This is a genomic window from Flavobacterium sp. UBA4197, from assembly GCF_002379575.1.
GTDB lineage: Bacteria > Bacteroidota > Bacteroidia > Flavobacteriales > Flavobacteriaceae > Flavobacterium > Flavobacterium inviolabile.
The window spans coordinates 2,842-27,587 of the sequence record NZ_DFUB01000033.1; the positions used below are offsets into that span (position 1 = coordinate 2,842).

19 protein-coding genes are annotated in these 24,746 nt (G+C 40.6%); 13 read left to right on the forward strand and 6 right to left on the reverse strand.

Translation table 11 applies throughout. The features are described from left to right. From B3394_RS16690 to B3394_RS16710, 5 genes are all read left to right on the forward strand, one after another. Positions 1-1,397 (forward strand): DUF7507 domain-containing protein (locus B3394_RS16690; protein ID WP_286927579.1); only part of this gene is annotated, 1,397 nt, incomplete at its 5' end. A 51-nt stretch (positions 1,398-1,448) separates the two neighbouring features. Beyond that, on the forward strand, positions 1,449-2,363 hold the full coding sequence (locus tag B3394_RS16695) for a PorP/SprF family type IX secretion system membrane protein (RefSeq protein WP_177733759.1): 915 nt from the start codon (positions 1,449-1,451) through the stop codon (positions 2,361-2,363). A gap of 14 nt (positions 2,364-2,377) precedes the next feature. Beyond that, a complete protein-coding gene (locus B3394_RS16700; RefSeq protein WP_286927580.1) occupies positions 2,378-4,324 on the forward strand; it encodes an OmpA family protein in 1,947 nt (648 codons plus the stop codon). Positions 4,325-4,720: 396 nt separating this feature from the next. Continuing rightward, positions 4,721-5,986 (forward strand): aminotransferase class I/II-fold pyridoxal phosphate-dependent enzyme, encoded by a 1,266-nt coding sequence (locus B3394_RS16705; RefSeq protein ID WP_177733763.1) that lies wholly within the window; start codon positions 4,721-4,723, stop codon positions 5,984-5,986. Positions 5,987-6,120: 134 nt separating this feature from the next. Further along, positions 6,121-7,752 (forward strand): hypothetical protein, encoded by a 1,632-nt coding sequence (locus B3394_RS16710; protein ID WP_177733765.1) that lies wholly within the window; start codon positions 6,121-6,123, stop codon positions 7,750-7,752. Positions 7,753-7,813: 61 nt separating this feature from the next. Here B3394_RS16710 and B3394_RS16715 read toward each other — a convergent pair whose 3' ends face one another. Next, positions 7,814-8,929: a GNAT family N-acetyltransferase gene (locus B3394_RS16715; RefSeq protein ID WP_286927581.1), complete on the reverse strand. Its 1,116-nt coding sequence runs from the start codon at positions 8,927-8,929 to the stop codon at positions 7,814-7,816. 8 nt (positions 8,930-8,937) lie between these two features. After that, positions 8,938-9,888 carry a transporter gene (locus tag B3394_RS16720; protein WP_177733769.1) on the reverse strand — a complete coding sequence of 317 codons (951 nt, stop codon included), beginning with the start codon at positions 9,886-9,888 and terminating at the stop codon, positions 8,938-8,940. Between the two features lie 122 nt (positions 9,889-10,010). On the opposite strand from B3394_RS16720, the gene B3394_RS16725 reads away from it, so the two are divergent. The 4 genes from B3394_RS16725 (at position 10,011) to B3394_RS16740 (ending at position 15,558) form a co-directional block, all read left to right on the forward strand. Continuing rightward, positions 10,011-10,286 carry a DUF4834 family protein gene (locus B3394_RS16725; RefSeq protein ID WP_177733771.1) on the forward strand — a complete coding sequence of 92 codons (276 nt, stop codon included), beginning with the start codon at positions 10,011-10,013 and terminating at the stop codon, positions 10,284-10,286. An 81-nt stretch (positions 10,287-10,367) separates the two neighbouring features. Then, positions 10,368-12,803 (forward strand): YfhO family protein, encoded by a 2,436-nt coding sequence (locus tag B3394_RS16730; protein ID WP_286927582.1) that lies wholly within the window; start codon positions 10,368-10,370, stop codon positions 12,801-12,803. A gap of 6 nt (positions 12,804-12,809) precedes the next feature. Continuing rightward, positions 12,810-14,087 carry a glycosyltransferase family 4 protein gene (locus B3394_RS16735; protein WP_414654277.1) on the forward strand — a complete coding sequence of 426 codons (1,278 nt, stop codon included), beginning with the start codon at positions 12,810-12,812 and terminating at the stop codon, positions 14,085-14,087. A gap of 1 nt (position 14,088) precedes the next feature. Beyond that, positions 14,089-15,558, forward strand: coding sequence for a polysaccharide biosynthesis C-terminal domain-containing protein (locus B3394_RS16740; protein WP_286927583.1), 1,470 nt, complete (start codon positions 14,089-14,091; stop codon positions 15,556-15,558). Positions 15,559-15,638: 80 nt separating this feature from the next. Here the strand turns inward: B3394_RS16740 and B3394_RS16745 are convergent, their stop codons facing one another. Beyond that, entirely contained in the window at positions 15,639-16,349 is a 711-nt protein-coding gene (locus B3394_RS16745; protein WP_286927584.1) for a hypothetical protein, read from the reverse strand. Positions 16,350-16,674: 325 nt separating this feature from the next. Between B3394_RS16745 and B3394_RS16750 the strand changes: the two genes are divergently transcribed. After that, complete coding sequence (locus B3394_RS16750; RefSeq protein ID WP_286927585.1) at positions 16,675-17,868, forward strand: M28 family peptidase; 1,194 nt, start codon at positions 16,675-16,677, stop codon at positions 17,866-17,868. Between the two features lie 181 nt (positions 17,869-18,049). Here the strand turns inward: B3394_RS16750 and uvrA are convergent, their stop codons facing one another. Next, positions 18,050-20,836, reverse strand: coding sequence for an excinuclease ABC subunit UvrA (uvrA, locus tag B3394_RS16755; RefSeq protein WP_286927586.1), 2,787 nt, complete (start codon positions 20,834-20,836; stop codon positions 18,050-18,052). Between the two features lie 314 nt (positions 20,837-21,150). On the opposite strand from uvrA, the gene B3394_RS16760 reads away from it, so the two are divergent. Both B3394_RS16760 and B3394_RS16765 read left to right on the forward strand, forming a co-directional pair. Continuing rightward, positions 21,151-21,735 carry an RNA polymerase sigma factor gene (locus B3394_RS16760; RefSeq protein ID WP_177733782.1) on the forward strand — a complete coding sequence of 195 codons (585 nt, stop codon included), beginning with the start codon at positions 21,151-21,153 and terminating at the stop codon, positions 21,733-21,735. A 50-nt stretch (positions 21,736-21,785) separates the two neighbouring features. Continuing rightward, on the forward strand, positions 21,786-21,929 hold the full coding sequence (locus B3394_RS16765; protein ID WP_177733784.1) for a hypothetical protein: 144 nt from the start codon (positions 21,786-21,788) through the stop codon (positions 21,927-21,929). Between the two features lie 33 nt (positions 21,930-21,962). On the opposite strand, the gene B3394_RS16770 is transcribed toward B3394_RS16765, so the two are convergent. Next, positions 21,963-22,631 (reverse strand): endonuclease III domain-containing protein, encoded by a 669-nt coding sequence (locus B3394_RS16770; protein ID WP_177733786.1) that lies wholly within the window; start codon positions 22,629-22,631, stop codon positions 21,963-21,965. A 34-nt stretch (positions 22,632-22,665) separates the two neighbouring features. Between B3394_RS16770 and bcp the strand changes: the two genes are divergently transcribed. Beyond that, the gene (gene bcp / locus B3394_RS16775) at positions 22,666-23,118 is read left to right on the forward strand and encodes a thioredoxin-dependent thiol peroxidase (protein WP_273244624.1); all 453 of its coding nucleotides are present in this window, start codon (positions 22,666-22,668) and stop codon (positions 23,116-23,118) included. 47 nt (positions 23,119-23,165) lie between these two features. On the opposite strand, the gene B3394_RS16780 is transcribed toward bcp, so the two are convergent. Beyond that, positions 23,166-24,641, reverse strand: coding sequence for a TonB-dependent receptor (locus tag B3394_RS16780; protein ID WP_177733790.1), 1,476 nt, complete (start codon positions 24,639-24,641; stop codon positions 23,166-23,168). Between the last annotated feature and the right edge of the window lie 105 nt (positions 24,642-24,746).

Sequence of the window (24,746 nt, forward strand, 5' to 3'; positions counted from 1 at the left end):
CATTTGCACAGGTTGGTGAAACCATCACGTACACCTTTACGGTAACCAATACCGGAAACGTAACGGTAAACGGATTGGTGATCAACGATACACAGATCGGATTGACGAATGCAGCGGTAACACCAGCTACTTTAGCACCGGGAGCAACAGGTACTGCAACGGCTACCTATGTATTGACCCAAACGGACATCAATGCCGGACAAATCAGCAATACAGCTATTGCAACCGGAACCACACCACAAGGCGGTTCGGTTCAGGATACTTCTGGTACTTCAACGACAAACGATACGCCAACGGTAACACCATTAGTACAAAATCCGGAGCTGACTTTATTTAAAGAAGGAACATACCAGGATGCCAATGGCGACGGACTTGTAAACGCAGGCGATACAGTATTGTACACCTTTACAGTATCGAATACCGGAAACGTGACGATTACCAATATCGACATAACAGATCCGGCAGTTACAGTTACCGGCGGACCTTTAAGCAGCCTGGCACCGGGTGTGACAGATGCAACAACATTCACAGCCTTGTATACCATTACACAGGGAGATATCGATGACGGAGCGGTTTATAATATGGCATTAGTGGAAGGTACGGCTCCAAACGGTGATCCGGTTATGGACGATTCGGAAGATCCTACACCAATTAACCCTAATGATCCTTTAGTAGATCCAGGTTGTCCGAAATGTACCGTTACACCGTTAATCCAGAATCCGGGTATTGCTTTAATCAAAACCGGAGTGTTTAACGACAACAATCATGACGGTATTGCTCAGGCCGGAGAAACCATTACGTATAGCTTTACAGTAACGAATACCGGGAATACAAGTTTGGCCAATATTACCATAACCGATCCTTTACCGGGAGTGGTAGTGACCGGCGGACCTATCAGTTTAGCTGTTGGGGCAAGCGACTCAACAACGTTCACAGCAGTATATGTAATTACGCAGGCCGATATTAATGCCGGTGCGGTAAGCAACCAGGCTTTTGTTACCGGAACAGCACCGCAGGGACAAACAGTAACTGACAGTTCGGACGACAATGATGTGATTGGCGATAATCCGACAGTGATTACAGTTGACGGATGTGCGATCAATGTCTTTAATGCAGTATCTCCAAACGGAGACGGTAGTAACGATATTTTCTATATTGCGGGTATCGAATGTTATCCGAATAATGAAATTCAGATATTCAACCGTTGGGGCGTTCAGGTCTTTGAAACAAAAGGATATAACAATACCGATAAAGTATTCAAAGGATATTCCGATGGCAGAGCAACTGTAAACGCATCAGAACCATTACCGGACGGAACCTATTTCTACATTTTGCAGTATACCACTGCATATGGTGTGTCTCAGAACAAAAACGGATACCTGTATATTACAAGATAAATGGAATCCCGGGGGAAAGTAAGTACCCCGGGTTTATAAAACAAATAAAAAATGAGAACAAAATTTATACTTTTCGTTTTACTGTTGACCGGGATAAGCGGATTTGCCCAACAGGACGCCCAGTATACCCAGTATATGTACAATACGATTAATATCAATCCGGCCTATGCAGGCTCCAGGGGAGTAATGAGTATTTTCGGATTGCATCGTACGCAATGGGTGGGACTGGAAGGTGCGCCGGTAACCAATGCCGTATCGCTGAACACGCCAATTAACAATAGTAACTTAGGGCTGGGATTGTCATTTGTAAACGACAGGATTGGTCCGGCAGATGAAAATTCCATTTCAGCCGATTTCTCGTATACCATCAATACATCGGAAACTTTTAAACTGTCTTTCGGATTAAAAGCAACGGCACATTTGCTGAATGTTGACTTTAACAAGCTGAATATTTATGACCATTCCGATCCGAGGTTTCAGAACAATATTGACAATAAATTCTCTCCGAATTTTGGTGCCGGAATCTACCTGCATTCCGATAAAACCTATGTCGGGGTATCGGTGCCTAATTTTCTGGAAACCAAACATTATGATAAAAGTTCTGCATCAACCGCAAAAGAAAACCTGCATTATTACGTGATTGCCGGTCATGTGTTTGAGATCAATCCGGATATAAAATTCAAACCGGCATTACTGACAAAAATTGTTAAAGGTGCCCCATTACAGGTTGACCTGTCGGCTAATTTCCTGTTGTATGACAAATTCACTGCCGGATTAGCTTACCGATGGGATGCAGCCTGCAGTGCGATGGTTGGATTCCAGATCACAAACGGACTGTTTGCAGGATATGCTTATGATATGGAAACAACAAAACTGGCAGACTATAACTCAGGATCACATGAGATTTTCCTGCGATTCGAATTGTTTAACAGAAGTAACAGAATACTGACACCAAGATTCTTCTAATTAAAGACATGATTATGAAAAAAATAGTATTGCAATTAGGTTTGCTGCTGCTGCTTTCTACAAGTGTATATTCGCAAAAAGGAAAGATTGTTTCCGCTAATAAAGAATATGACAATTACGCTTATGTAGATGCCATTAAAACCTATGAAAAAATAGCCGACAAAGGATACAAGTCGGTTGAAGTACTGCAAAAATTAGGAGATTCCTATTATTTCAACGGAAAACTGGAATCGGCTGCAAAATGGTATGGCGAATTGTTTGCGATGTCGAAAGAGGTCGATGCCGAATATTATTACCGGTATTCCCAGTCGCTGAAATCCATAGGAGAATATGAAAAGGCCAATCAGATGCTGGCGAAATTCAATGAGAAAAATGCAAACGACGTAAGAGGTAAAGAATATAAAAGCCAGACCGATTACCTGGAAATCATCAAACAGAATTCCGGGCGTTACACTATTGATAATGCCGGAATCAACACTCAGTATTCCGATTACGGAAGTTCTTTCTTTGAAAATAAAGTGATCTTTACTTCGGCAAGAGATACTTCGGGTGTATTCAGCAAACGGGTACATACCTGGACAGGAGAATCGTTTACCAATCTGTATGCGGTAACGCTGAACGAAGACGGTTCGGTAACCAACCCCGAACGATTTGCAAAAGAGATCAGTACCCGGTTTCACGAAGCGACCCCGGTATTTACAAAAGACGGCAAAACGATGTACTTTACCCGTAACAACTATAATAACGGTAAAAAAGGAAAAGACAGTCAGAAAACAACGTTGCTGAAAATTTACAGGGCAACCTTAAAAGACGGTAAATGGACAGCTGTTACCGAACTGCCTTTTAACAGTAACAGCTACAGTACGGCACATCCGGCATTAAGCCCGGATGATAAAACCTTGTATTTTGCATCCAATATGCCCGGAACACTGGGACAATCGGATATTTTTAAAGTAGCCATTAAAGAAGACGGAAGTTTTGGCACACCGGAAAATTTAGGTGCAGTAATCAATACACCGGGAAGAGAAACCTTTCCGTTCGTATCGGCAGATAACGAACTTTATTTTGCTTCCGACGGCCATTTGGGATTGGGAGGTCTGGATATTTTTGTTTCCAGATTATCAAAAGAAGGAACTTTCAAAACGGTACAGAATATTGGCGCACCGGCAAACAGCCCGAAAGACGATTTCAGTTTCCTGATCAATACCACCACTAAAAAAGGATTCCTGAGTTCGAACCGGGAAGGCGGACAGGGAACGGATGATATCTATAAGTTTACAGAAAACCAGCCGTTACAATATGCCTGCGAACAGCTGCTGGCCGGTATCGTTACCGATACGGATACTGCAGCACCATTGCGCAATGCGACCGTTACCCTGTTTGATGAAAACTTTAAAGTAGTGAAAACAGTTACTACCGATGCAGCCGGAAATTACAATTTTGGCACTGTGGACTGTCAGCGAAAATACTTTGTAAAAGCAGAACTGCCGGGCTATAATACCAGAGAGTTAAGCGTTATTATTCCAAATACTTCCGGAAGTACGAACCTGCCGGTAGCCTTGGATAAAACCGTTAAACCGGTTCAGAAAGGTGATGACCTGGCTAAAACATTCGGAATCAGAATTATCTATTTTGATCTGGACAAATGGAATATCCGTCGTGATGCAGCGGTTGACTTAGCTAAAATAGTGGAAGTCATGAAAGAAAACCCGAAAATGAGAATAGATGTCCGTTCGCATACCGACAGCCGTCAGACTCATGAATATAATGAGCGTTTGTCCGATAGAAGAGCCAGATCAACAATTGCATGGATGGTGAAACAGGGTATCGAGGCTTCGCGATTAACCGGTAAAGGCTATGGCGAAACACAATTGCTGAACAAATGTGCAGACGGGATATCGTGTTCGGAAGAAGAACATCAGTTAAACAGAAGAAGTGAATTTATTATTGTTGACATGTAATATTCTGATAGAATGTATACCAATCAGTTATTATCCTTCTTTATTGGTTTATGCCTGTTTGTTTTATCCGGGCATACCCTTATAAATGGTATCATTAATAAAGAAAATCAACAGAAACGAAAGGGAATGCTCGGACTGATTGTTTCGTTCGGATTAATAATAGGGGGCTATTATTATATCCTGACCCAATAGGAACCGTTCGGGAACAGCAGTAGTATTCTTGTAAAAACAGGGTCAGAACATTTTGGCCCTGTTTTCTTTTTAGAGAACAGCGGTTAAAAAATAGTGGTGGCAGCACACAATAAAATAGGCAGAAAACTATGCTGAAATTATTATGATGGCATATAATAAATAGTTACTTTTGGCACGTTTTTAATATACTTAATATTGAATAGTATGGTAAAAGATTTATTCGAAAGAATTCAAAGTAATAAAGGTCCTTTAGGAAAATGGGCTTCACAGGCAGAGGGATATTATGTATTTCCGAAACTGGAAGGACAACTGGGGCCTAGAATGCAGTTTCACGGAAGAGAAATTTTAAACTGGAGTATCAACGACTATTTAGGATTGGCAAACCATCCTGAAGTTCGAAAAGTAGATGCACAGGCAGCATTAGAGTATGGAGCGGCTTACCCGATGGGTGCCCGAATGATGAGCGGACACACCACGATTCACGAACAGCTTCAAAATGAATTAGCAGAATTTGTACAAAAAGAAGCAGCTTATTTATTGAACTTCGGTTATCAGGGAATGGTATCTATTATTGATGCTCTGGTAACTAAAAATGACGTGATTGTTTACGATGTAGATTCCCACGCCTGTATTATTGACGGGGTTCGTTTACACATGGGAAAACGTTTCACGTACAAACACAATGATGTAGAAAGTCTGGAGAAAAACTTGGGACGTGCTACAAAAATGGCAACGGAAAACGGAGGAGGAATCCTGGTAATTACCGAAGGTGTTTTTGGAATGCGCGGACAACAGGGAAAACTAAAGGAAATCATTGCTTTAAAAGAAAAATACAATTTCCGTTTGCTGGTTGACGATGCACACGGTTTCGGAACACTTGGTAAAACCGGTGCCGGAGCAGGTGAGGAGCAGGGTTGTCAGGATGGTATTGATGTGTACTTCTCCACATTTGCAAAATCAATGGCGAGCATTGGTGCTTTTGTGGCGGCAGATAAAGACATTATCGATTACCTGAAATACAACTTACGTTCTCAGATGTTTGCAAAATCGTTACCGATGATCATGACTATCGGAGCGTTAAAACGTTTGGAAATGTTGCGTTCCATGCCGGAACTGAAAGCAAAACTTTGGGAAAATGTAGATGCGTTACAAAACGGATTAAAATCAAGAGGTTTCAATATTGGCGATACCAATACCTGTGTAACACCGGTTTACCTGGAAGGAAGTATTCCGGAAGCAATGGTGATGGTGAACGATTTACGTGAGAATTACGGAATCTTCCTGTCCATCGTGGTTTATCCGGTTATTCCAAAAGGAATTATCTTGTTGCGAATGATTCCTACCGCTTCGCATACCTTAACGGATATCGACGAAACTTTAGCGGCTTTCGAGGCAATTCGCGAGAAATTGGTTAACGGAACCTATAAAAAAATAGCTCAGGAAACTACAGTAGACGTAAGCGCTGAATAATACCTGAAATATAAAAGTAAGAATAAACACCGGAGATCTTCTTCGGTGTTTTGCGTTTTTATACGGTGAATAACTGCTTTTTTTAACATAGCTTAACATATAAAAGGAGTATTTTTGCCACAAATAAAATGAAAATGAAATTAAACAGATTAACAGGAATTGCCGCATTAGCGCTTTTTGCAACCGTAATTGGTTGTCAGTCAGATGATACTAACGGATCAAATTCAAACGGAGATGCTGATAAAGTTATTTTAAACTCAGACATCAATGCTTTAAATCAAAGAATTAACTTTTCAAATTCAGGAGTTTTGGACATGGTAGGTGCTACTTCTGGAAAAATGACAGGAGCTGCCAGTGATTTCCCGCTAACATTAGTTGCCGAAATTAACGCGCCAACCTATAACGGGCACACGTTGAGAGCGACACATGTGGATGTGGCCAATCAATATGCTTATGTGTCATACAATACCGAAGGGGAGACCTATTTGGGAGCGATTGACGTAATCAATATTTCAAATCCTAATAACCCGCAGTTAGTAGTTCAGGCGATTTTCCCGAACAGCGATATCAGCGCGGTTTCTTATAACAACGGAGAATTATTCATTGCAGGAGCAACCAGCATTGATTCAAATCCGGCATTAACAAGCCCTGCTTTTGCGGCTAAAATGCCATTGCAAAACGGTTTGTTAACAACAAACTATACACCAAATACCATTCTTGGAAATGTAGCTACTGATATTTTTGCAAACAGCTCTAAATATTATGCAGTTTCCGGTTATAACGGAGAATTGGTACGTTACAACAGATCTGGAAATACTTTTGAAGCAGCTATTCCGGTTGCCGATTTAAGAGCTTTAGGAAGTGTAGACAACAAAATTGTAGTTCTAAGCGGAACTCAGGGTGTAAAAGTATATGATGCCAATTCATTTGCTTTACAAAACGCATTCACCACTTCTCAGGATGTTTCAGATGCTAAAAGAACTATCGGTTTTGCTGATAACAGCAGAGTTTTAGTATCGGAAGGATATAATGGATTAGGTGTTTATAACTATGCTACAGGAAACAAATTACAAACTATCGCAATCCCTACAAATGTAGCCGGAGTTGAGGTACAGGATATCGTTACCAATGCAGTATCAGTTAACAATAATAAAGCATTTGTTGCTAACGGTGCAGCAGGATTATATATCTACAACACTGCAGGAACTTTAAGCCTTTTAGGTTCATTGCCGCTAAACGGTTCTTCTAACTATGTGAAAAGTGCCGGTGACTATATTTTCGTGGCAAACGGAAACGGTGGATTGAAAATCATCAAGATGTTAGCAACGCCTAACAATACTGTTGACTGTACAAACTTCCCTAACTATCCTGGTGACCAATGGTTAAATGTAAACTCAGGTCAGAACTTACAGTATAAAGGTTCGGCTTCTGTACAGGGTGTTAACGTAAACGCTAACCTTACTTTCTGCGGATCTTTAGCAGTTTCACAGGGATTAAATGTAAACAGCGGCGGAACATTCTACATGAAAGGTTCTTTAGCGCAGGGACAGGTACACAACCCGTACAACTCATTGAATGTAAACAGCAATGCTAAATTGAAAATCGAAGGTAGTGTAGTGATCTATGGTAACCTGGTATTGAACAGCGGAGCGACATTGGAATTCGTAGGATCTGGTTCTTCAATCACTATCCACGGATCGGTAACAAAAGGAAACAATGTAACGATTACAGGAACTTATACCGATACGTTTAATAAATTAAACTAATCGGATACTCTCAGAAATAGAAATGAAAAAGCCCTGAATTAACATTCAGGGCTTTTTTTTATTATAAATCCTTTTTAAACGTTTTGCGGCGTTTGTGGATAACCGGATTAAAGTTTTTCCATAGTTGCTGGATCTTTTTGTTTTCTTCCAGCTGCGGGTTTGTTTCGACCGATTTAATGCCTCTTTCGTTAAACACCTGATACATACGTTTCATGATTAAAGCTGTAACCCCTTTGTTCTGGTATTCCGGATCAACGCCAATAAGATAAAATTCGGCATGATCGTTCTTTTTCATCGCCCTAAGCAGGTGCAGGAAGCCAAAAGGGAATAATTTCCCGTTTGCTTTCTGGAAAGCCTTTGAAAAGGATGGCATGGTAATCCCGAAAGCGATCATTTTACCGTTTTTATCCGTTACACAGGTAATAAAATCCGGGTGGATAAAGGAAATGTATTTTTCTTTGTAATGATCAATCTGGAACTGCTCAATAGGCACAAAACTCTGTAATTCGGCATAGGTCTTATTCAGTAAACCAAACATTTCGTCCACATAAGGAAGAATGTCTTTGGTTGTTTTAAAATTCAGGCTCTTTACCTCATAACGCTGTTCGATAATGCGTGATAACGGTTCTACTTTGCCTAAATCCACCTGGGTGGCATCGATCTTAAATTCCAGCCATTCCGCTTCTTTGGTAAAGCCCAGTTGTTCCAGATGCTCCGGATAATAAGCGTGGTTGTACAATCCGATCATCGTTGCGATCTGGTCGAAACCTTCCGTGAGCATACCGGCTTTATCCATATTTGAAAAACCTACCGGTCCTTCAATATACTCCATATTGTTCGTTTTGCCCAGTTCGGTCACCTTGTCTAATAAGGCTTTGGAAACGGCAAGATCATCAATAACATCAAACCAGCCAAAGCGCACTTTGGCCTTGTGCAGTTCCTTAACCTCTGTCCAGTTGATAATTGCGGCAATACGCCCCACAACTTTTTGATCTTTATAGGCCAGGAAAAAGTGTGCCGTTACACTTTTAAAGATGTCGTTAGACTTGTTAAAACTCTTGAGTTCATCTTTTATTAAAGGCGGAACCCAGTAAGCGTTATTCTTATATAACTGAAAAGGAAATGTAACAAAGTCTGTCATTTCCTTTTTAGTGATTGCTTCTTGTATGTGAATCATTTTAAATACTATTGCGTTTCTATCTCATCAACACGTTTTTTCTTCTCTTCTTTTTTACCGTCCTTTTTGCCTTTTTCTTCCTTACCGCTCTTAATTTCGATTGGCTTGTAGTTTTTGTCAAAACGCCATGAAAAACCGATTCCGCCAATAACTAAGGATGGTGTATCTTTGATATTCGCTCCTATTGAGGCGTCAATCTGAAGGTTTTTGCGAAGCAGGTAAGCTGCACCGCCTCTGAAGATTACATCGGAATAATAATCACTCTGGTAACCCTGGTTTTCTATAAAAGCCGACCATTTCTCGTTGATACCTCTTGTTAGCGTTAAAACGTAACCGTAGCTGGAATAATCGGAAGTGAATTTATCGGCGATAAAGTTACCCACCAATACCCATTGTGCCCCGAAATGATTCTGGGTAATCAACATGGCTTTCGGACTGAAAGAAGGCTCGTCCGGATACCTGTAAATATTGGAAGCGCCAAAATTAGCACCTACATAAACCCCGACTGCCGGTACAAACTGACGCCATTTAAAACGGTGGTTTGCTTTCCAGCTGTAAATGTTTACTTTCTCTTCGTGATTTTTAAAAGGATCATACACCAGGTATTTGGCCCCTATGGTGGCCTGTCTGATACCGTTTCGGTTCGTATCGTAATAATCGGTTTTGTAACTGTCAAACTGGTATTGGATATCCGCAATAAACTCCAGCTGCTCTAAGAAAGCGCCGTATCGAAGACTTAATTCCCCGCCAAAACCCGAAGACTTATAACCCAGATATTTGTGCTTGTCATTAATATAATACGTACCGGCTTCTGCCTGAATTACGGTTTTACCTACCGAGAAAGCACCGTGTGATTTTCCGGGGCGGTTCGAGTTGATCTCATCTGTAAACTGGGCGTAATTTAATGAGGTGGTAAAAAGTAAAAGACCTGCAATTTTTAATTTAAAGTGCTTTATCATGGGTAAGTTGCGTTTCAATAGGATATAAACGTAATTCAAATGTAGTTATTTTATTATTATTTTAAGAAATAGAATTTATTTTTAAACGAATGATTTATTAAATTTGACAAAATTTATATATTATGGATACGGCATCATTTAGCGGTTTTGTGCGAACATTGTTATGGATTATCGTTATTTTTTATGCGCTAAAATTTGTAATGAAGTTATTGGCACCTTATTTTTTGCAACAGGTTGTGAAAAAAGCAGAGCAAAACTTCCAGCAACAGCAACAATACTACAATCAGCAAAATACACAGCAATCGCAACAGCAAAATACTCAGGCTAACTTTTCTTCCGATAAACCCAGAGAGAAGAAAAAAGTAGGCGAGTATATCGATTTTGAAGAGATAGAGTAGTGTTTGAAACCTGCTCTTTTTCTTTTTTTACAAGACATTTATTTCTATTTTAGCCTACTATTATTAGGCTAAATTCTTTTTATGAAAAACCTTTCTAAATTTTACCCACATGTACTGGCAATTTTTGGCTTTGTACTGATTTCTTTATTGTATTTCCATCCTGTACTACAGGGTAAAAAAGTATTCCAGTCCGATATTGCTCAATATATCGGGATGGCAAAAGAACAGAACGACTTCAGAAAAACAACAGGCGATGAGCCTTATTGGACAGACAGTGCTTTTGGAGGAATGCCTACTTATCAGTTAGGCGCCAATTATCCTAATAATTTTATCAAACAACTGGATTCTGTTATCCGCTTTTTACCGCGTCCGGCAGATTATTTATTCCTGTATTTTGTAGGATTTTATATTTTACTCCGCGTGTTCAGGGTAGATTCGCTCAAAGCCTTTTTTGGCGCTCTGGCCTTTGGATTCTCGACCTACCTGATTATTATTTTAGGAGTGGGACACAATGCAAAAGCCCATGCAATAGCCTATATGCCAATGGTGGTTGCCGGAGTGATCCTGGTTTTCCGGAAAAGATACCTGCTGGGAGGACTGCTCACTATGGTGGCAGCAGCATTGGAAATCAATGCGAATCACTTCCAGATGACGTACTATCTGCTATTATTCCTGTTGGTAATAGGCATCTGTTTTACCATTCAGTATATCAAAAACAAAGACTTTAAAAACTTAGGAATTGTTATCGGAATTTTTGCTGTAGCCGGTATTTTGAGTATCGGTGTCAATGCAACCAACCTGATGGCAACTTCCGAATATGCCAAATACAGTACCCGAAGCGACAGTGAACTGACATTCAATCCGGACGGTTCTAAAAAAGAAAGCAATAACGCGATGTCCTATGAGTATATCACCGAATATAGCTATGGTATTGCCGAAAGCTTTAACCTGATTGCCCCTCGTTTATTCGGAGGTTCCAACCATGAAAACGTAGGTGTGGATTCGCCAATGTATGAAATGGTTTCCAATCAGGGTGCTTCACCGGAACAGGCAAAAGACTTTGCATCAAGCGTACCGACCTATTGGGGCGATATGCCTATAGTTGCCGCTCCGGCTTATATTGGCGCAGTGGTTTTCTTCCTGTTCATCTTAGCGCTGTTTATCGACAAAAGAAAAATCAAATATACGTTTCTTGCCGGTGCCTTGTTATCGTTATTCCTGTCATGGGGAAAACATTTACCGGCACTGACGAATTTCTTTATCGACTATGTACCGATGTACAATAAATTCCGGGCCATATCATCCATCCAGGTAATTCTGGAACTGTGTATGCCGGTTTTAGCCGTATTGGGCTTACAATCCTTTTTTAAAGCCGAGGAGAAAGAACGCTGGAATGCTTTATGGAAATCCGGCGCAGCAGCTTTGGGAGTAGTGGTAATCTTACTATTGTCCAAAGGAATGTTCAGCTTTACCGGAGGAAACGACAGTTACTATTTACAGGCTTACGGAGAAATGGGCGCACCATTTATCCAGGCATTAAAAGAGCAGCGTGCTGCGATGTATGTTTCCGATTTATTGCGTTCCGGAACATTGATCCTGTTGGCAGCGGCAGTATTATGGCTGTTTACAAAAAACAAACTGTCACAGGTTACGGCTGTTGTACTGGTAGGTGTATTAATGGTGGGCGATTTGTTCTTTGTTGATAAAAACTATGTAAACAGCGATAGCTTTGTTACAGCACGTCAGGCAGATGTTCCTTTTGAAGAAACACCGGCCGATGCACAGATATTACAGGATACAACACACTACAGGGTATTTGAAGTAGACGGTAACATGTCGAGTGCAAGAGCGTCCTATTTCCACAAATCTATTGGTGGTTACCATGCGGCAAAACCAAGAAAAATGCAGCAGCTGTTTGACTACCAGATTGCGAAAAACAATATTGGTGTATTGAACATGCTGAATGTAAAATACATCATCCAGAAAGATAACGAAGGAAAAGACATCCCGTTGAAAAATGCGGAAGCAAACGGAAATGCGTGGTTTGTGAGTGAGGTGAAAAAAGTAAACACACCGGATCAGGAAATGAAAGCGCTGGACAAACTGGACACTAAAAAAACAGCGGTTCTAAACCAGAAAGAATTTGCCAATGCGGTAAAAGGAAGCACTTTTGTAAAAGACTCTTCGGCCGTGATTACCTTAAAGGAGTACAAACCGAATTACCTGAAATACACCTCGGATAACCCGAATGAAGGATTGGCTGTTTTCTCGGAAGTATATTATCCGAAAGGCTGGAAAGCGGTTATAGATGGTAAGGAAGTACCGCATTTTGCCGTGAACTATGTATTGAGAGCGATGGAAGTTCCGGCAGGAAAGCACACCATTGAATTTAAATTCGAACCGGGAGTGGTTAAAAAAGGAAGCCAGATTTCCTTATTCAGCTTTATTGCAATGCTGATACTGATTATTGCCGGAATTTATTTTGATGCTAAAAAGAAAAAAGAAAACGCAGCATAACTGATAATGAAAAAAGTACTGATCATAACCTATTATTGGCCGCCGGCCGGAGGCCCCGGTGTACAGCGCTGGCTGAAGTTTGTAAAGTACTTACCGGACTTCGGAATGGAACCGGTGGTTTATATTCCGGAAAATCCAACCTATCCGTTATTGGACCGGCAACTGGAAGAAGAAATTCCGGACAGCATCACGATACTTAAAAAGAAAATTACCGAGCCCTATGCATGGGCCTCGGTTTTTTCAAAAAATAAAACCAGGAAAATCAGTTCCGGGATTATCCCGAATAAAAAAAAGCAGTCGTTTTTAGAACGTTTAATGCTGTGGACAAGAGGTAACCTGTTCATACCCGATGCCCGTGTATTATGGGTAAAACCGTCGGTTGCCTATTTGTCGGAATATATTAAAGAAAACGGAATTGATACGGTAATCACTACCGGACCGCCGCACAGCCTGCACCTTATCGGGCTCGCACTGAAAAAAAAGCAACACATCAAATGGGTAGCCGATTTCAGGGATCCCTGGACCACTATTGGCTATCATAAAGCGCTAAAGTTATCCGGCTATGCCGCTAAAAAGCACAAAGACCTGGAACGGGAAGTAATGCAGGAGGCCGATTTCCTTTTGGTAACCAGCCAGACCACTAAAAAAGAATTTGAAGCTATTACGACCAAACCGATTCATGTTATTACCAACGGCTATGATGTAGAAAAGGTTGTCAAAGAACCTTTGGATGAAAAATTCACCTTAGCCCATATCGGTTCCTTTTTGTCGGAGCGCAACCCGAGAATACTTTGGAAAGCCTTGAGCGAACTGGTAAAAGAAGAACCCGGATTTAAGGAGCACTTTCAGCTGAAACTGATAGGGGCAACCAGTCAGGAAATCATGGAAACGATAGACGAGTTTAAACTGGCTCCGTATGTAAACAATCTGGGCTACGTTTCCCACCAGGAAGCGGTACAGCACCAGCGTAAATCGCAGGTACTGTTACTAATCGAAATTGATTCGGAAGAAACCAAAAGCATCATACCGGGAAAACTGTTTGAATATATGGTTTCCGAAAGACCAATACTCGCTATCGGACCGGAAGAAGCGGATTTTGCAGGCATACTGAAACAAACCAATACCGGTGTTTTTGCCCTGTATGAAGAAAAAGACCTGGTCAAAGAAACGCTTTTAAAATACTATAAAGCCTATCTGGAGCAAAACCTGAAAGTATATCCGGTAGGACTGCAGCAATACAGCCGTAAAAACCTGACGAAACAATTAGCCGATTTATTGAAATAGCATGGGAATTGTCATTAATCAATCCATAAAAAACACGGTGATAACCTATATCGGATTTGTAATAGGGGCTGCCAATACGCTTTTTATGTATCCTAAATTTTTAGGAGAAACCTATTACGGACTAACGGGCTATCTGCTTTCTTCGGCGAATATCATCATGCCATTGATGGCTTTTGGCGTGCACAATACCCTGATTAAATACTTTACCCATTATAAGACCGAAAAAGAAAAAGAAGAATTCCTGACCTTTGTGTTGTTTCTCCCTTTCCTGCTCATTATCCCGATGTTTCTTTTCGGAACCTTCGGATATTCGGCTGTAGCATCGTTCCTGTCCCGCAAAAACCCGATTATCTTCGATTATGTATGGCAGATTCCGGTGATCGGTTTGTGTATGGGTTATTTTGAAATATTTTATGCCTGGGTAAAAGTACACATGCAATCCGTTTTCGGAAGCTTTATCAAAGAAATCGCCCTGCGTATTCTCATCACGGTTTTCCTGTTTGCCGTTTACTTTAAATGGATCAGTCCGCTGATGTTTATCAATGCACTGATGGGCATCTATTTAGCGACCATGCTATTGATGCTGTTTTATGCCTTTAAAGTAAAGCCCATTGTTTTCCGGTTCCGGCTTCCGGCCAATAGCAGAGCCGTATTGGTCTATTCCTCTTTTATTATTCTATCGGGCAGTATCGCGAACATGCTTCTGGATATAGACAAAAACATGATCGGGCAGTATATCGCGATCGAAAACATAGCCTATTATTCGGTAGCCATCTTTATTGCTACGGTAATATCGGTTCCCAGCCGGGCAATGCACCAGATCACTTATCCGATTACAGCAAAGCTGATGACGGAAAACAAACACGAGGAACTGAACGACCTGTATAAAAAAACATCCATATCGTTACAGGTAGTCGGCGGATTGGTCTTTTTGGGAATACTGGTTAATATTAATGAACTGTACACCATGCTTCCCCAAAATTACCGCGGCGGAATTTTTGTTGTTTTTGTGATCGGACTTTCCAAATATTTCGATTTGCTGCTGGGAAATAACAATGCAATCATTTTTAACTCCAGATACTATCGTGCCGTTCTGTTTTTAGGACTGCTGCTGGTGTTTCTGACCATCAGCCTTAACATGTTTTTTATCCCGAGAATGGGTATTGAAGGTGCTGCGATAGCCACCTTGATTTCGATAACATTATACAGCCTGGCAAAGCTCCTTTTTGTGGTCATGCGGATGAAACTGTTTCCGTTTTCCAGAAACACCTTATATTCTTTCGGAATATCATTGTTTTGCTTTTTTGCCTTTTACTATTGGGATTTTCCGTTTCACCCGGTCATCAGTATCGGAATGAAATCAGTCCTGATCACCATCGTTTACCTGTATCTGAACTATTTCTTTAAGATTTCCGAGGATATCAATATGGTACTGCTCAAAGCCTTGAAAATGGCAAAACTCATCAAATAAGAAAACCCGCTCAACAACGGATTGTCTTGCGGGTTTCTTCAAACTAACCAACCAAAATTTTAAACTAACTACACTTAAAATTATTTTTTACTGTCTTTTATCGTTTTGATGTCTTCATTGCTCATCTTCGCTTTGGTACCATCGGCTTTATAATAATAGTAATCATCGTCATTGCTGCCGGTACCTGAGCCGTAGTTGTTATTGTCATAATCATCATTGTCATAAACCGAATAACCGCCATTGCTATAAGGAGCATAAGTATAATTTTGAGACGCATTGTTCACAAAACCGCTGATGTCGATAATCTGCCCTCTGCGGTTGTAAAAAATACGCAAGCCACCTACCTGTGACAAGGCAAAACTGTTATAGCTCATATATACTGTTCCCACTCTTTTAACGCGGTTAGCGCTATCGTAGTTGATAAAAACATTACCTACGCGTTTCACTCTTCCGAAATTATCGTGCTCGATACGCACACCATAGTTGGGCGTATAGTAACCGCGGACATTACCACGGGTTGCCGGAGCGCCATAGGTTGCATTGACACCGCCACGTCTTGTTCGGGTGTACACCACGGTTTCTGCAGGCTGGGTGTTGAAATCAAATTCACCGTTCGGGAATATATAAAACGCAATGCCTCTTTCCATAAACATAATCGGTTCCGCATTTCGATAGTCAATGCCATAACGCGGTCCGCTACCATTGTTGTCAGAAAAAACAGGGTTTTCTGACGCATTAGCCATACTTCCTACCAGGAACATACTGGCTACTAAAAGTGTAAATTTTTTCATAATACAATAATTTAATAGTTTCCTACTCTATACGTTTTTCGGTTCCACTTCACGAAATCTGTTTTTAAAAAGATGTTCGTTGTTTAGGTAATTCCAATTTGCGTGCCAAAAAAAATTACAGAGGACGGCGGTGTGCCCAATAAGAATTAAAATAATAACTATCTGTCTGGATAACAGTAGCTTTCGGGAATGTTAAAAATGACGTAAGAAAATGATTTGCCCAAATAATTTAAAAGAACAAATGGGTGAAAGGATTAAAAAGTAGTATATTCGTTTGCCGATTTATCGGAATAACCCAACAATACTAAAAATAACTAACTAAAAAATGAAAATCTTAACGAAAAGTTTAGTGGTATCACTATTCGCAGCAATGTACGCGCATACAACCCAGGCCCAGACATTTGTACAAGCCTATGCGAATATTGTGAACCAGAGTTCCCAATCGGGGATTTTAACGAATCTGACCGAGTTTGAAAACCTGGGCGTCAAATACAGGGGAACTGCTGCGCAGGCTAACACGCTGGAATGGCTGAAAAACAAATACCTGAGCTATGGTTATACGGCCAGCCAGCTCACGGAAGACACATTTACCTATTCGGGAGCGACCTGTAAAAACCTGATCGTAACCAAGATCGGAACGCTTTATCCGAATACCTATGTGATTGTTTGTGGACATTATGATACGATTACCGGAACCGGAACGAACGACAACGGCAGCGGAACGGTAAGTATCCTTGAAATTGCCCGTTTACTGGAAAATATCCCCACAGAATACTCCATTAAATTCATCAACTTCAGCGGGGAAGAAGACGGTCTGAGAGGAAGCCAGCACTATGTGAGTACGGTAGTGAACGGAACGACCCCGAAAATGAATATTAAAATGGTATTCAACATTGACGAAGTGGGTGGAGTAGCCGGAAAGGTGAACAATACAATTACCTGCGAACGCGACACGTCCAGCCCGACAGCAAATAACGCTGCCTCAAATACCATTACCAACGAACTGATCCAGTGCGTGCAGCTGTATTCGCCGTTACAGACAAAATTATCCTATGCCTATGCCTCCGATTATATGCCTTTCCAGTCGAATGGCGAGGTAATTACCGGTTTTTTTGAAACAAACGAGACCACTTTTGCCCATACCGTAAATGACTTACTGGTTAATATGGATCCGGTATATGTATTTAATGTAGCCAAAGCTGCTACCGGAGCAACCCTGCATTTTGCCAAAGCAACCACATCAGCCATCCTGAGCAGAGAGGATTTTGACAATACTTTTAATGTGAGTTTCTTTCCAAATCCGGTAAAAGATCTGCTAACCATCAACAAAGGGAAATTAGAAGCAAGTCATTATACTTTTTCGATTTTGGATATCAACGGAAAGCAGGTTTTGAATCATAAAGTAAACGATGCAAAATTGCTGGAAACAGTAAATGTAGGTACATTGAGCAAAGGAATTTATATGGGTGTGCTGGAAGCAGAAGGGCACTGGATCTCAAAGAAAATTATAATAGAGTAACAACTCGTTGTATAGCAGGATTGCTACAGTTTGGTTTTTCAAATTGTGCAGAAGAAAACAACATTCCGTTATACCTTTGCCGCAAACCGAGAATAAACATTAAGGAAAAGTGGAAAACACTGGAAAAACACATATTCGATTAAACAAAAAGCCCTTCCCGATATCAGGAAGGGCTTTTTTATTATAGCTTGTCTTTTAAATATTTTCCGGTAATGGAAGCTTTGTTTTTGGAAACTTCCTCCGGTGTACCGAAAGCCATTAACTGGCCGCCGTTTTCACCGCCTTCAGGGCCGATATCAATAATATAATCGGCACATTTAATTAAATCCAGATTGTGTTCGATAACAATAATGGAATGCCCTTTTTCGATTAATGCCTCGAAAGAAGCCAGTAACTTTTTGATATCGTGAAAATGCAGACCGGTTGTCGGTTCGTCAAAAACAAACAATGCCTTGTCTTTTGTAACGCCTTTTACCAGGAAAGAAGCCAGTTTTATACGTTGTGCCTCACCACCGGACAGGGTAGAAGAGGATTGTCCCAATTGTACATATCCCAAACCAACATCCTGAAGCGGTTGTAATTTCTGGGTGATTTTGGTCTGACCGTGCAAATTGAAAAAAGCAATCGCATCGTCAATGGTCAGGGTCAGCACATCGTCGATATTTTTATTCTCGAAATTAACTTCCAGTATTTCCTTTTTAAAACGTTTTCCGTTGCAGGTTTCACATTCCAGGTGAACATCGGCCATGAACTGCATTTCGATCGTAACGGAGCCTTCCCCTTTACAGGTTTCACAACGTCCACCATCGACATTAAAAGAGAAATGTTTCGGCTGATAGCCTCTCATTTTAGAAAGATGCTGTTTGGAGAACAAATCGCGGATATCGTCATACGCCTTGATATAGGTCACCGGATTGGAACGCGAACTACGGCCAATCGGGTTCTGGTCCACATATTCAATATGCTTGATATGGGAATAACTGCCTTTCATTTCGGTGAATTGCCCGGCTTTTTCGCCAACGCCTTCCAGCTGCTTCTGCATGGCAGGAAACAGTATCTTTTTAACCAAAGTACTTTTTCCGCTTCCGGAAACTCCGGTAATAACCGTAAGGCATTCCAGAGGGAAAGTAACGTTGATGTTTTTTAAATTGTTTTCACGGGCACCGATAATGTCAATATGATTTTTGAACTTCCTTCTTTTTTTAGGAACTTCAATTTCCATGGTGCCGTTCAGGTATTTGGCGGTAAGTGAATCTGCTTTCAGGATCTCCTCATAAGTTCCCTGAGCAACAAGATCACCACCCAAAGTTCCGGCTTCCGGTCCGATATCAATGATCATATCGGCAGCTTTCATGATATCCTCATCGTGTTCCACAACAATTACGGTATTCCCTAAATTGCGCAGGTTTTCCAATACGGTTATCAGGCGTTCGGTGTCTTTGGGGTGCAAACCGATACTCGGTTCATCCAGGATATACATGGATCCTACAAGGCTGCTTCCCAAAGAAGTGGCCAGATTGATACGCTGCGATTCTCCTCCGGAAAGTGTTGCCGAATTACGGTTTAACGTTAAATAGCTTAATCCTACTTCATCCAGAAAGCGCAAACGATTGTTGATCTCAATCAAAAGACGTTTGGCTACTTTTTCATCATATTCAGATAAGGTAAGCGCTTTAAAAAAATCGATCAGGTTTTTAATTGGCAGATCAACCAGGTCGGAAATGGTTTTTCCGCCCACAAAAACATAATTTGCTTCCGGGCGCAGACGCTTTCCTTTACAAACATTACATTTCGTTTTTCCGCGGTAACGCGACAGCATCACGCGGTTCTGGATTTTATAATTTTTCTCTTCCAGTTCCTGGAAAAAATCATCCAGTCCGGTAAAGAATTTATTCCCTTTCCAGATCAGTGCTTTTTGAGCATCTGTTAATTCAAAGAAAGGTTTGTGTATCGGGAAATCAAATTTATAAGCACTGTTTACCAATTGATCGCGGTACCAGCTCATGCTTTCACCACGCCACGGATAAACGGCATTTTCATATACAGACAGTGCTGTGTTGGGAATAACCAGCTCTTCATCAATACCAATCACGTTTCCGTAACCTTCACATTTCGGGCAGGCTCCGTAAGGATTGTTAAAACTGAACAAATGAACATTCGGCTCCAGGAAGGTAATCCCGTCCATTTCGAAGCTGTTGCTGAACACGATGCGTTTCTCGCTATTTATTTCCTGTAAATAACATTCCCCCTTACCTTCATAAAAAGCAGTCTGGGCGGCATCGGCAAGGCGGTTGTAAAATTCTTCATCTTCTTTTACAACAATCCTGTCAATGATTAATAAAACATCTTTATTATCCAGCGTATGCTGTTCGATCTCATCCAGACGCACCATTTGGTTATCGACTAAAACACGGGCAAAACCCTGTTGCAGCAGCACCTTTAACTTGTCTTCCAGTTTTCTGCCGTCTTCCAGGTGAATAGGCGCGAGCAGCAACCATTTGCTGTCCGGTTCAAATTGCTGAACCTGGTCAATTACATCCGTTACGGTATCTTTTTTTACTTCACGGCCGGAAACCGGAGAAATGGTTTTCCCGATCCGGGCATATAGTAATTTCAGGTAATCGTAAATTTCGGTAGAAGTTCCCACGGTAGAGCGGGCATTGGTGGTATTTACTTTCTGCTCAATGGCAATAGCCGGAGCAATACCTTTGATATATTCTACTTTCGGCTTGTCCAGCCTGCCTAAAAACTGTCGGGCATAGGAGGACAAACTCTCCACATAACGGCGCTGTCCTTCGGCATATAACGTATCGAAAGCCAGGCTCGATTTTCCCGATCCCGAAAGACCGGTCACAACCACTAATTTATTTCGCGGAATAGCGACATCGATGTTCTTTAAATTGTGTAGTTGAGCCCCTTTTATGATAATATTCTTTTTGGGCTCGAGTGTTGTGATATCCGTTTTCATAGCAAAAAATCAATGGAATGCAAAGATAGTCAAAAAGAAAATTTTTGTTTTTCTTATTGCTAAAGATTCTGATAAAAAAGTTATTCCTTTTTAAAGAGCCGGTTTCGCGGGATTCGGCCTGCATTTTTGATACTAAAAACAGGAAATTATTGTATGAAAATATGTTAATTTTTAAAATTGTGTTGCTATGTAACAAAATATTATGTTATATTTGGCTTAACATTAAATCTAATTTAACATTTGCCTATAGGATAAAAATACTTTTTAGAAAACATTTTTTCGAAAATCCAAACCAAAAACTAAAAGGTATTGTTATGGCTAATGTTGTACTTCCAGACGCTGTCTTGGTGAAAAATTATGTAGGTGGAGATGAAACTGCTTTGGCTACACTAATTGAGAGACATCAATCAAAAATTTATGGTTTTATTTATTCTAAAGTAATGGATCGTGAAATTACGGAGGATATATTTCAGGATACCTTTATTAAGGTAATAAAAACATTAAAAACAAAAAACTATAACGAAGAAGGTAAGTTTTTACCCTGGGTGATGCGCATTTCGCATAATTTGATTGTCGATTATTTCAGAAAATCGAAAAAAATGCCTTATCACAGAGAAACGGAAGAGTTTTCTATTTTTTCTATCATGACCGACAACAGTCCGAATGTGGAAAACCGGATTATCAGTGAGCAGGTAGAAGTGGATTTACAGCGTTTAATCGAGGAACTTCCTGAGGATCAGAAAGAAGTACTGGTAATGCGTATGTATCAGGACCTTAGCTTTAAAGAAATCGCCGATTTAACCGGAGTGAGTATCAATACAGCTTTGGGAAGAATGCGTTATGCGTTGATGAACCTGAGAAAAGTGATCGAGAAAAATCAAATTATTTTAACGAACTAAACAATATTATATATAAAGATGCGTTATATTAGTATAATTAAAGCACTAATATGGCAAAACTTTACTCTAAGAAAAAAAAAGCAAGTCAAACTATGTTACCTAAAAAAGAAACTATAAGTTTTTTACTCAGTTATTCTAAAGCATTGAGTATTGTTAAAGTAGGTGATTTGACGTTTGAAAATCTTGCTAATTAAGGAACATCCCGGTACATAGTATCGGGATGTTTTTTATTTAGCGGTTTTCGGACTCTTTTTATAATACTCGTCTATAACCGATTTCCTTCCGATGGTCTGGGTGATAATATCTTTTTCCAGGCTCCATCCTCTTGCCGGAGAATATTCCCTGCCGTACCAGATGATCTGTAAATGCAGGTCGTTCCATAATTCACGCGGGAAAATGCGTTTGGCGTCCTTTTCGGTTTGCTGTACATTTTTTCCATTCGATAAATTCCAGCGGTACATCAGTCGGTGAATGTGGGTATCTACTGGGAAAGCCGGAACGCCAAATGCCTGCGACATAACCACACTGGCTGTTTTGTGCCCAACGGCAGGCAGCTCTTCCAGCGCGGCAAAATCCTGTGGTACTTCGCCGTTGTGCTTGTCAATCAGGATCTGCGACAAACCGTGTATCCCTTTTGATTTCATGGGTGATAATCCGCATGGTCTGATGATCTCCTTGATTTCTTCCACACTCATTTTTACCATATCATAAGGATTGTCGGCCTTGGCAAACAATAAAGGTGTGATCTGGTTTACCCGTACATCGGTACATTGTGCCGAAAGCAAAACCGCTATTAACAAGGTGTAGGGATCTTTATGATCTAACGGAACCGGGATTTCGGGATATATTTCATTTAACGTATTTATAACAAATGTGATTTTATCTTCTTTGGTCATTTTTGCCTACTTTTATAAAAACAAATATACGGCGATGACAACATTAAAAAAAGGCGATAAGGCTCCTAATTTTTCGGGAGTTGATCAGGATGGAAAAACACATACTCTGGCAGACTATAAAGGGAAAAAATTAGTAGTGTTCTTTTATCCGAAAGCAAATACTCCGGGATGTACGGCCGAAGCCTGTGATCTGAGAGATAATTTTGAGCGTTTTCAGGCAAACAATTATGAATTGCTGGGTGTGAGTGCCGATAGTGCCAAAGCGCAGGGTAAATTCAAAGAAAAATATAGTTTTCCTTTTCCGTTACTGGCAGATGAAGACAAATCGGTTATCCAGGCTTTTGGCGTGTGGGGACCTAAAAAGTTTATGGGTAGAGAGTATGACGGGATTCACCGTACCACTTTTGTAATTGATGAAAACGGAATTATTGACGAGGTGATTTCGGAAGTAAAAACCAAAGCACATGCCAGTCAGATCTTAAAATAAGACATAAAAAAAGCCGGAATTTCCGGCTTTTTTTATAGGTATTTATCTTAATTGGAGGTTTCTTCTTCCAGTTGTTTTTGTTCGCCGCAGCCAAACAAGTGATTCACTTTAATCAGTTCGGCAATACCTTCCGGAAGCATTTCTTCCCATCCCTGCTGCCCGTCATGAATCATTTTTAAAACTTCACGGGAGAAGATCTTTAAGTGTTCTTTATCAAAATCAGTGATGTCCACCACTTTTCCGTTATAGGCAAAGAACTTGTACAGTTCTTTCATACGCGGATGTACTTTCAGGTTTTGAGAGGTAACAATGTTTCCGTCTTCATCTTCCATAGGATACAGGAATACTTTTAAGTCACGGTAGAATAATTTACCGAAGGCTTCCAGTATACCACCACTTAAATGACGGTAATATTTCTCATCAAAAATATCGATCAGGTTGCTCACACCCATAGCCAGTCCCATTCTTGCTTTGGAATACTCAGAGAAATATTCCACTACTTTATAATATTCCTGGAAATTGGAGATCATAACCGTTTGTCCTAGCGAACAAAGCAGTTCGGCACGGTCCATAAAGTCACGTTCGTCAATTTCCCCTTCGGATAACAGGTTGGATAAAGTGATTTCGAAAATAACCATCGCATTTTCTTTGTCTACTTTTTTCTCTTCCAGGAACATTTCATAGGACTTCTGGTACATGTCCATATTTACTTTGGTTACCGGGCGGAAACTTCCGCGTAGTGCCAGGATGTTTTTACGGTAAAGTATCGAAGCCGGCAGGATGTTGTTTCCGTCTGGACCAAACATCACCGCATCGGTCATTCCGTTTTTTACTAATTGTAAGCTCATTAAACGGTTGTCGACATCTTTAAAACGCGGACCGGAGAAATTGATGGTGTCAATTTCCAGCTGGTCTTTGTCCAGGTGATCGTACAGGTAACGCAATAATTTTTTAGGATCATTGTGTTTATAATACGCTCCGTAAATAAGGTTAACACCTAAAATACCCAGGGTTTCCTGTTGCAGTCTCGGATCTGTTTCCTTAAAACGGATGTGCAGTATGATTTCGTTATAATCTTCTTCCGGGTCCAGCTGGTATTTAATACCAACCCATCCGTGTCCTTTGTATTGTTTGGCAAAATCAATTGTTGCTACAGTATTTGCATAACTGAAGAACATTTTGCTGGGATGTTTGTCTCTTTTTAAGCGTTCTTCTACAAGTCTTATCTCGTGAGAAAGCATTTTTTTTAACCTGCTTTCAGTAACATAGCGGCCGTCATCTTCCACTCCGTAAATAGCATCACTAAAATCCTTGTCATAAGCCGACATTGCTTTTGCAATTGTTCCGGAAGAACCACCGGCTCTGAAAAAATGCCTTACTGTTTCCTGTCCGGCGCCAATTTCAGCAAAGGTTCCGTAAATGTTTTTGTTGAGGTTAATGCGGAGAGCTTTTTCTTTTAGAGCGGGGATGTGTTCAATCTCCCGGTCTCCTTTTAAAGTAATTTCGTTATCTGAGTTTTTCATAAGTGCCATAATGTTGCAAAGTTAGCAAAATAGGCAGTCTAATAAAAGAGAATGATTCTATTTTAATAAAGTAAAAAGCAAAAAATGCCAATTGAAGCAGGGCGG

Excerpts from the sequence above, each read along its gene's own strand:
- B3394_RS16695 (WP_177733759.1), top strand. The coding sequence starts at position 1,449 with ATGAGAACAAAATTTATACTTTTCGTTTTACTGTTGACCGGGATAAGC.
- B3394_RS16700 (WP_286927580.1), top strand. The coding sequence starts at position 2,378 with ATGAAAAAAATAGTATTGCAATTAGGTTTGCTGCTGCTGCTTTCTACA.
- B3394_RS16705 (WP_177733763.1), top strand. The coding sequence starts at position 4,721 with ATGGTAAAAGATTTATTCGAAAGAATTCAAAGTAATAAAGGTCCTTTA.
- B3394_RS16710 (WP_177733765.1), top strand. The coding sequence starts at position 6,121 with ATGAAATTAAACAGATTAACAGGAATTGCCGCATTAGCGCTTTTTGCA.
- B3394_RS16715 (WP_286927581.1), bottom strand. The coding sequence starts at position 8,929 with ATGATTCACATACAAGAAGCAATCACTAAAAAGGAAATGACAGACTTT.
- B3394_RS16720 (WP_177733769.1), bottom strand. The coding sequence starts at position 9,888 with ATGATAAAGCACTTTAAATTAAAAATTGCAGGTCTTTTACTTTTTACC.
- B3394_RS16725 (WP_177733771.1), top strand. The coding sequence starts at position 10,011 with ATGGATACGGCATCATTTAGCGGTTTTGTGCGAACATTGTTATGGATT.
- B3394_RS16730 (WP_286927582.1), top strand. The coding sequence starts at position 10,368 with ATGAAAAACCTTTCTAAATTTTACCCACATGTACTGGCAATTTTTGGC.
- B3394_RS16735 (WP_414654277.1), top strand. The coding sequence starts at position 12,810 with ATGAAAAAAGTACTGATCATAACCTATTATTGGCCGCCGGCCGGAGGC.
- B3394_RS16740 (WP_286927583.1), top strand. The coding sequence starts at position 14,089 with ATGGGAATTGTCATTAATCAATCCATAAAAAACACGGTGATAACCTAT.
- B3394_RS16745 (WP_286927584.1), bottom strand. The coding sequence starts at position 16,349 with ATGAAAAAATTTACACTTTTAGTAGCCAGTATGTTCCTGGTAGGAAGT.
- B3394_RS16750 (WP_286927585.1), top strand. The coding sequence starts at position 16,675 with ATGAAAATCTTAACGAAAAGTTTAGTGGTATCACTATTCGCAGCAATG.
- uvrA (WP_286927586.1), bottom strand. The coding sequence starts at position 20,836 with ATGAAAACGGATATCACAACACTCGAGCCCAAAAAGAATATTATCATA.
- B3394_RS16760 (WP_177733782.1), top strand. The coding sequence starts at position 21,151 with ATGGCTAATGTTGTACTTCCAGACGCTGTCTTGGTGAAAAATTATGTA.
- B3394_RS16765 (WP_177733784.1), top strand. The coding sequence starts at position 21,786 with ATGGCAAAACTTTACTCTAAGAAAAAAAAAGCAAGTCAAACTATGTTA.
- B3394_RS16770 (WP_177733786.1), bottom strand. The coding sequence starts at position 22,631 with ATGACCAAAGAAGATAAAATCACATTTGTTATAAATACGTTAAATGAA.
- bcp (WP_273244624.1), top strand. The coding sequence starts at position 22,666 with ATGACAACATTAAAAAAAGGCGATAAGGCTCCTAATTTTTCGGGAGTT.
- B3394_RS16780 (WP_177733790.1), bottom strand. The coding sequence starts at position 24,641 with ATGAAAAACTCAGATAACGAAATTACTTTAAAAGGAGACCGGGAGATT.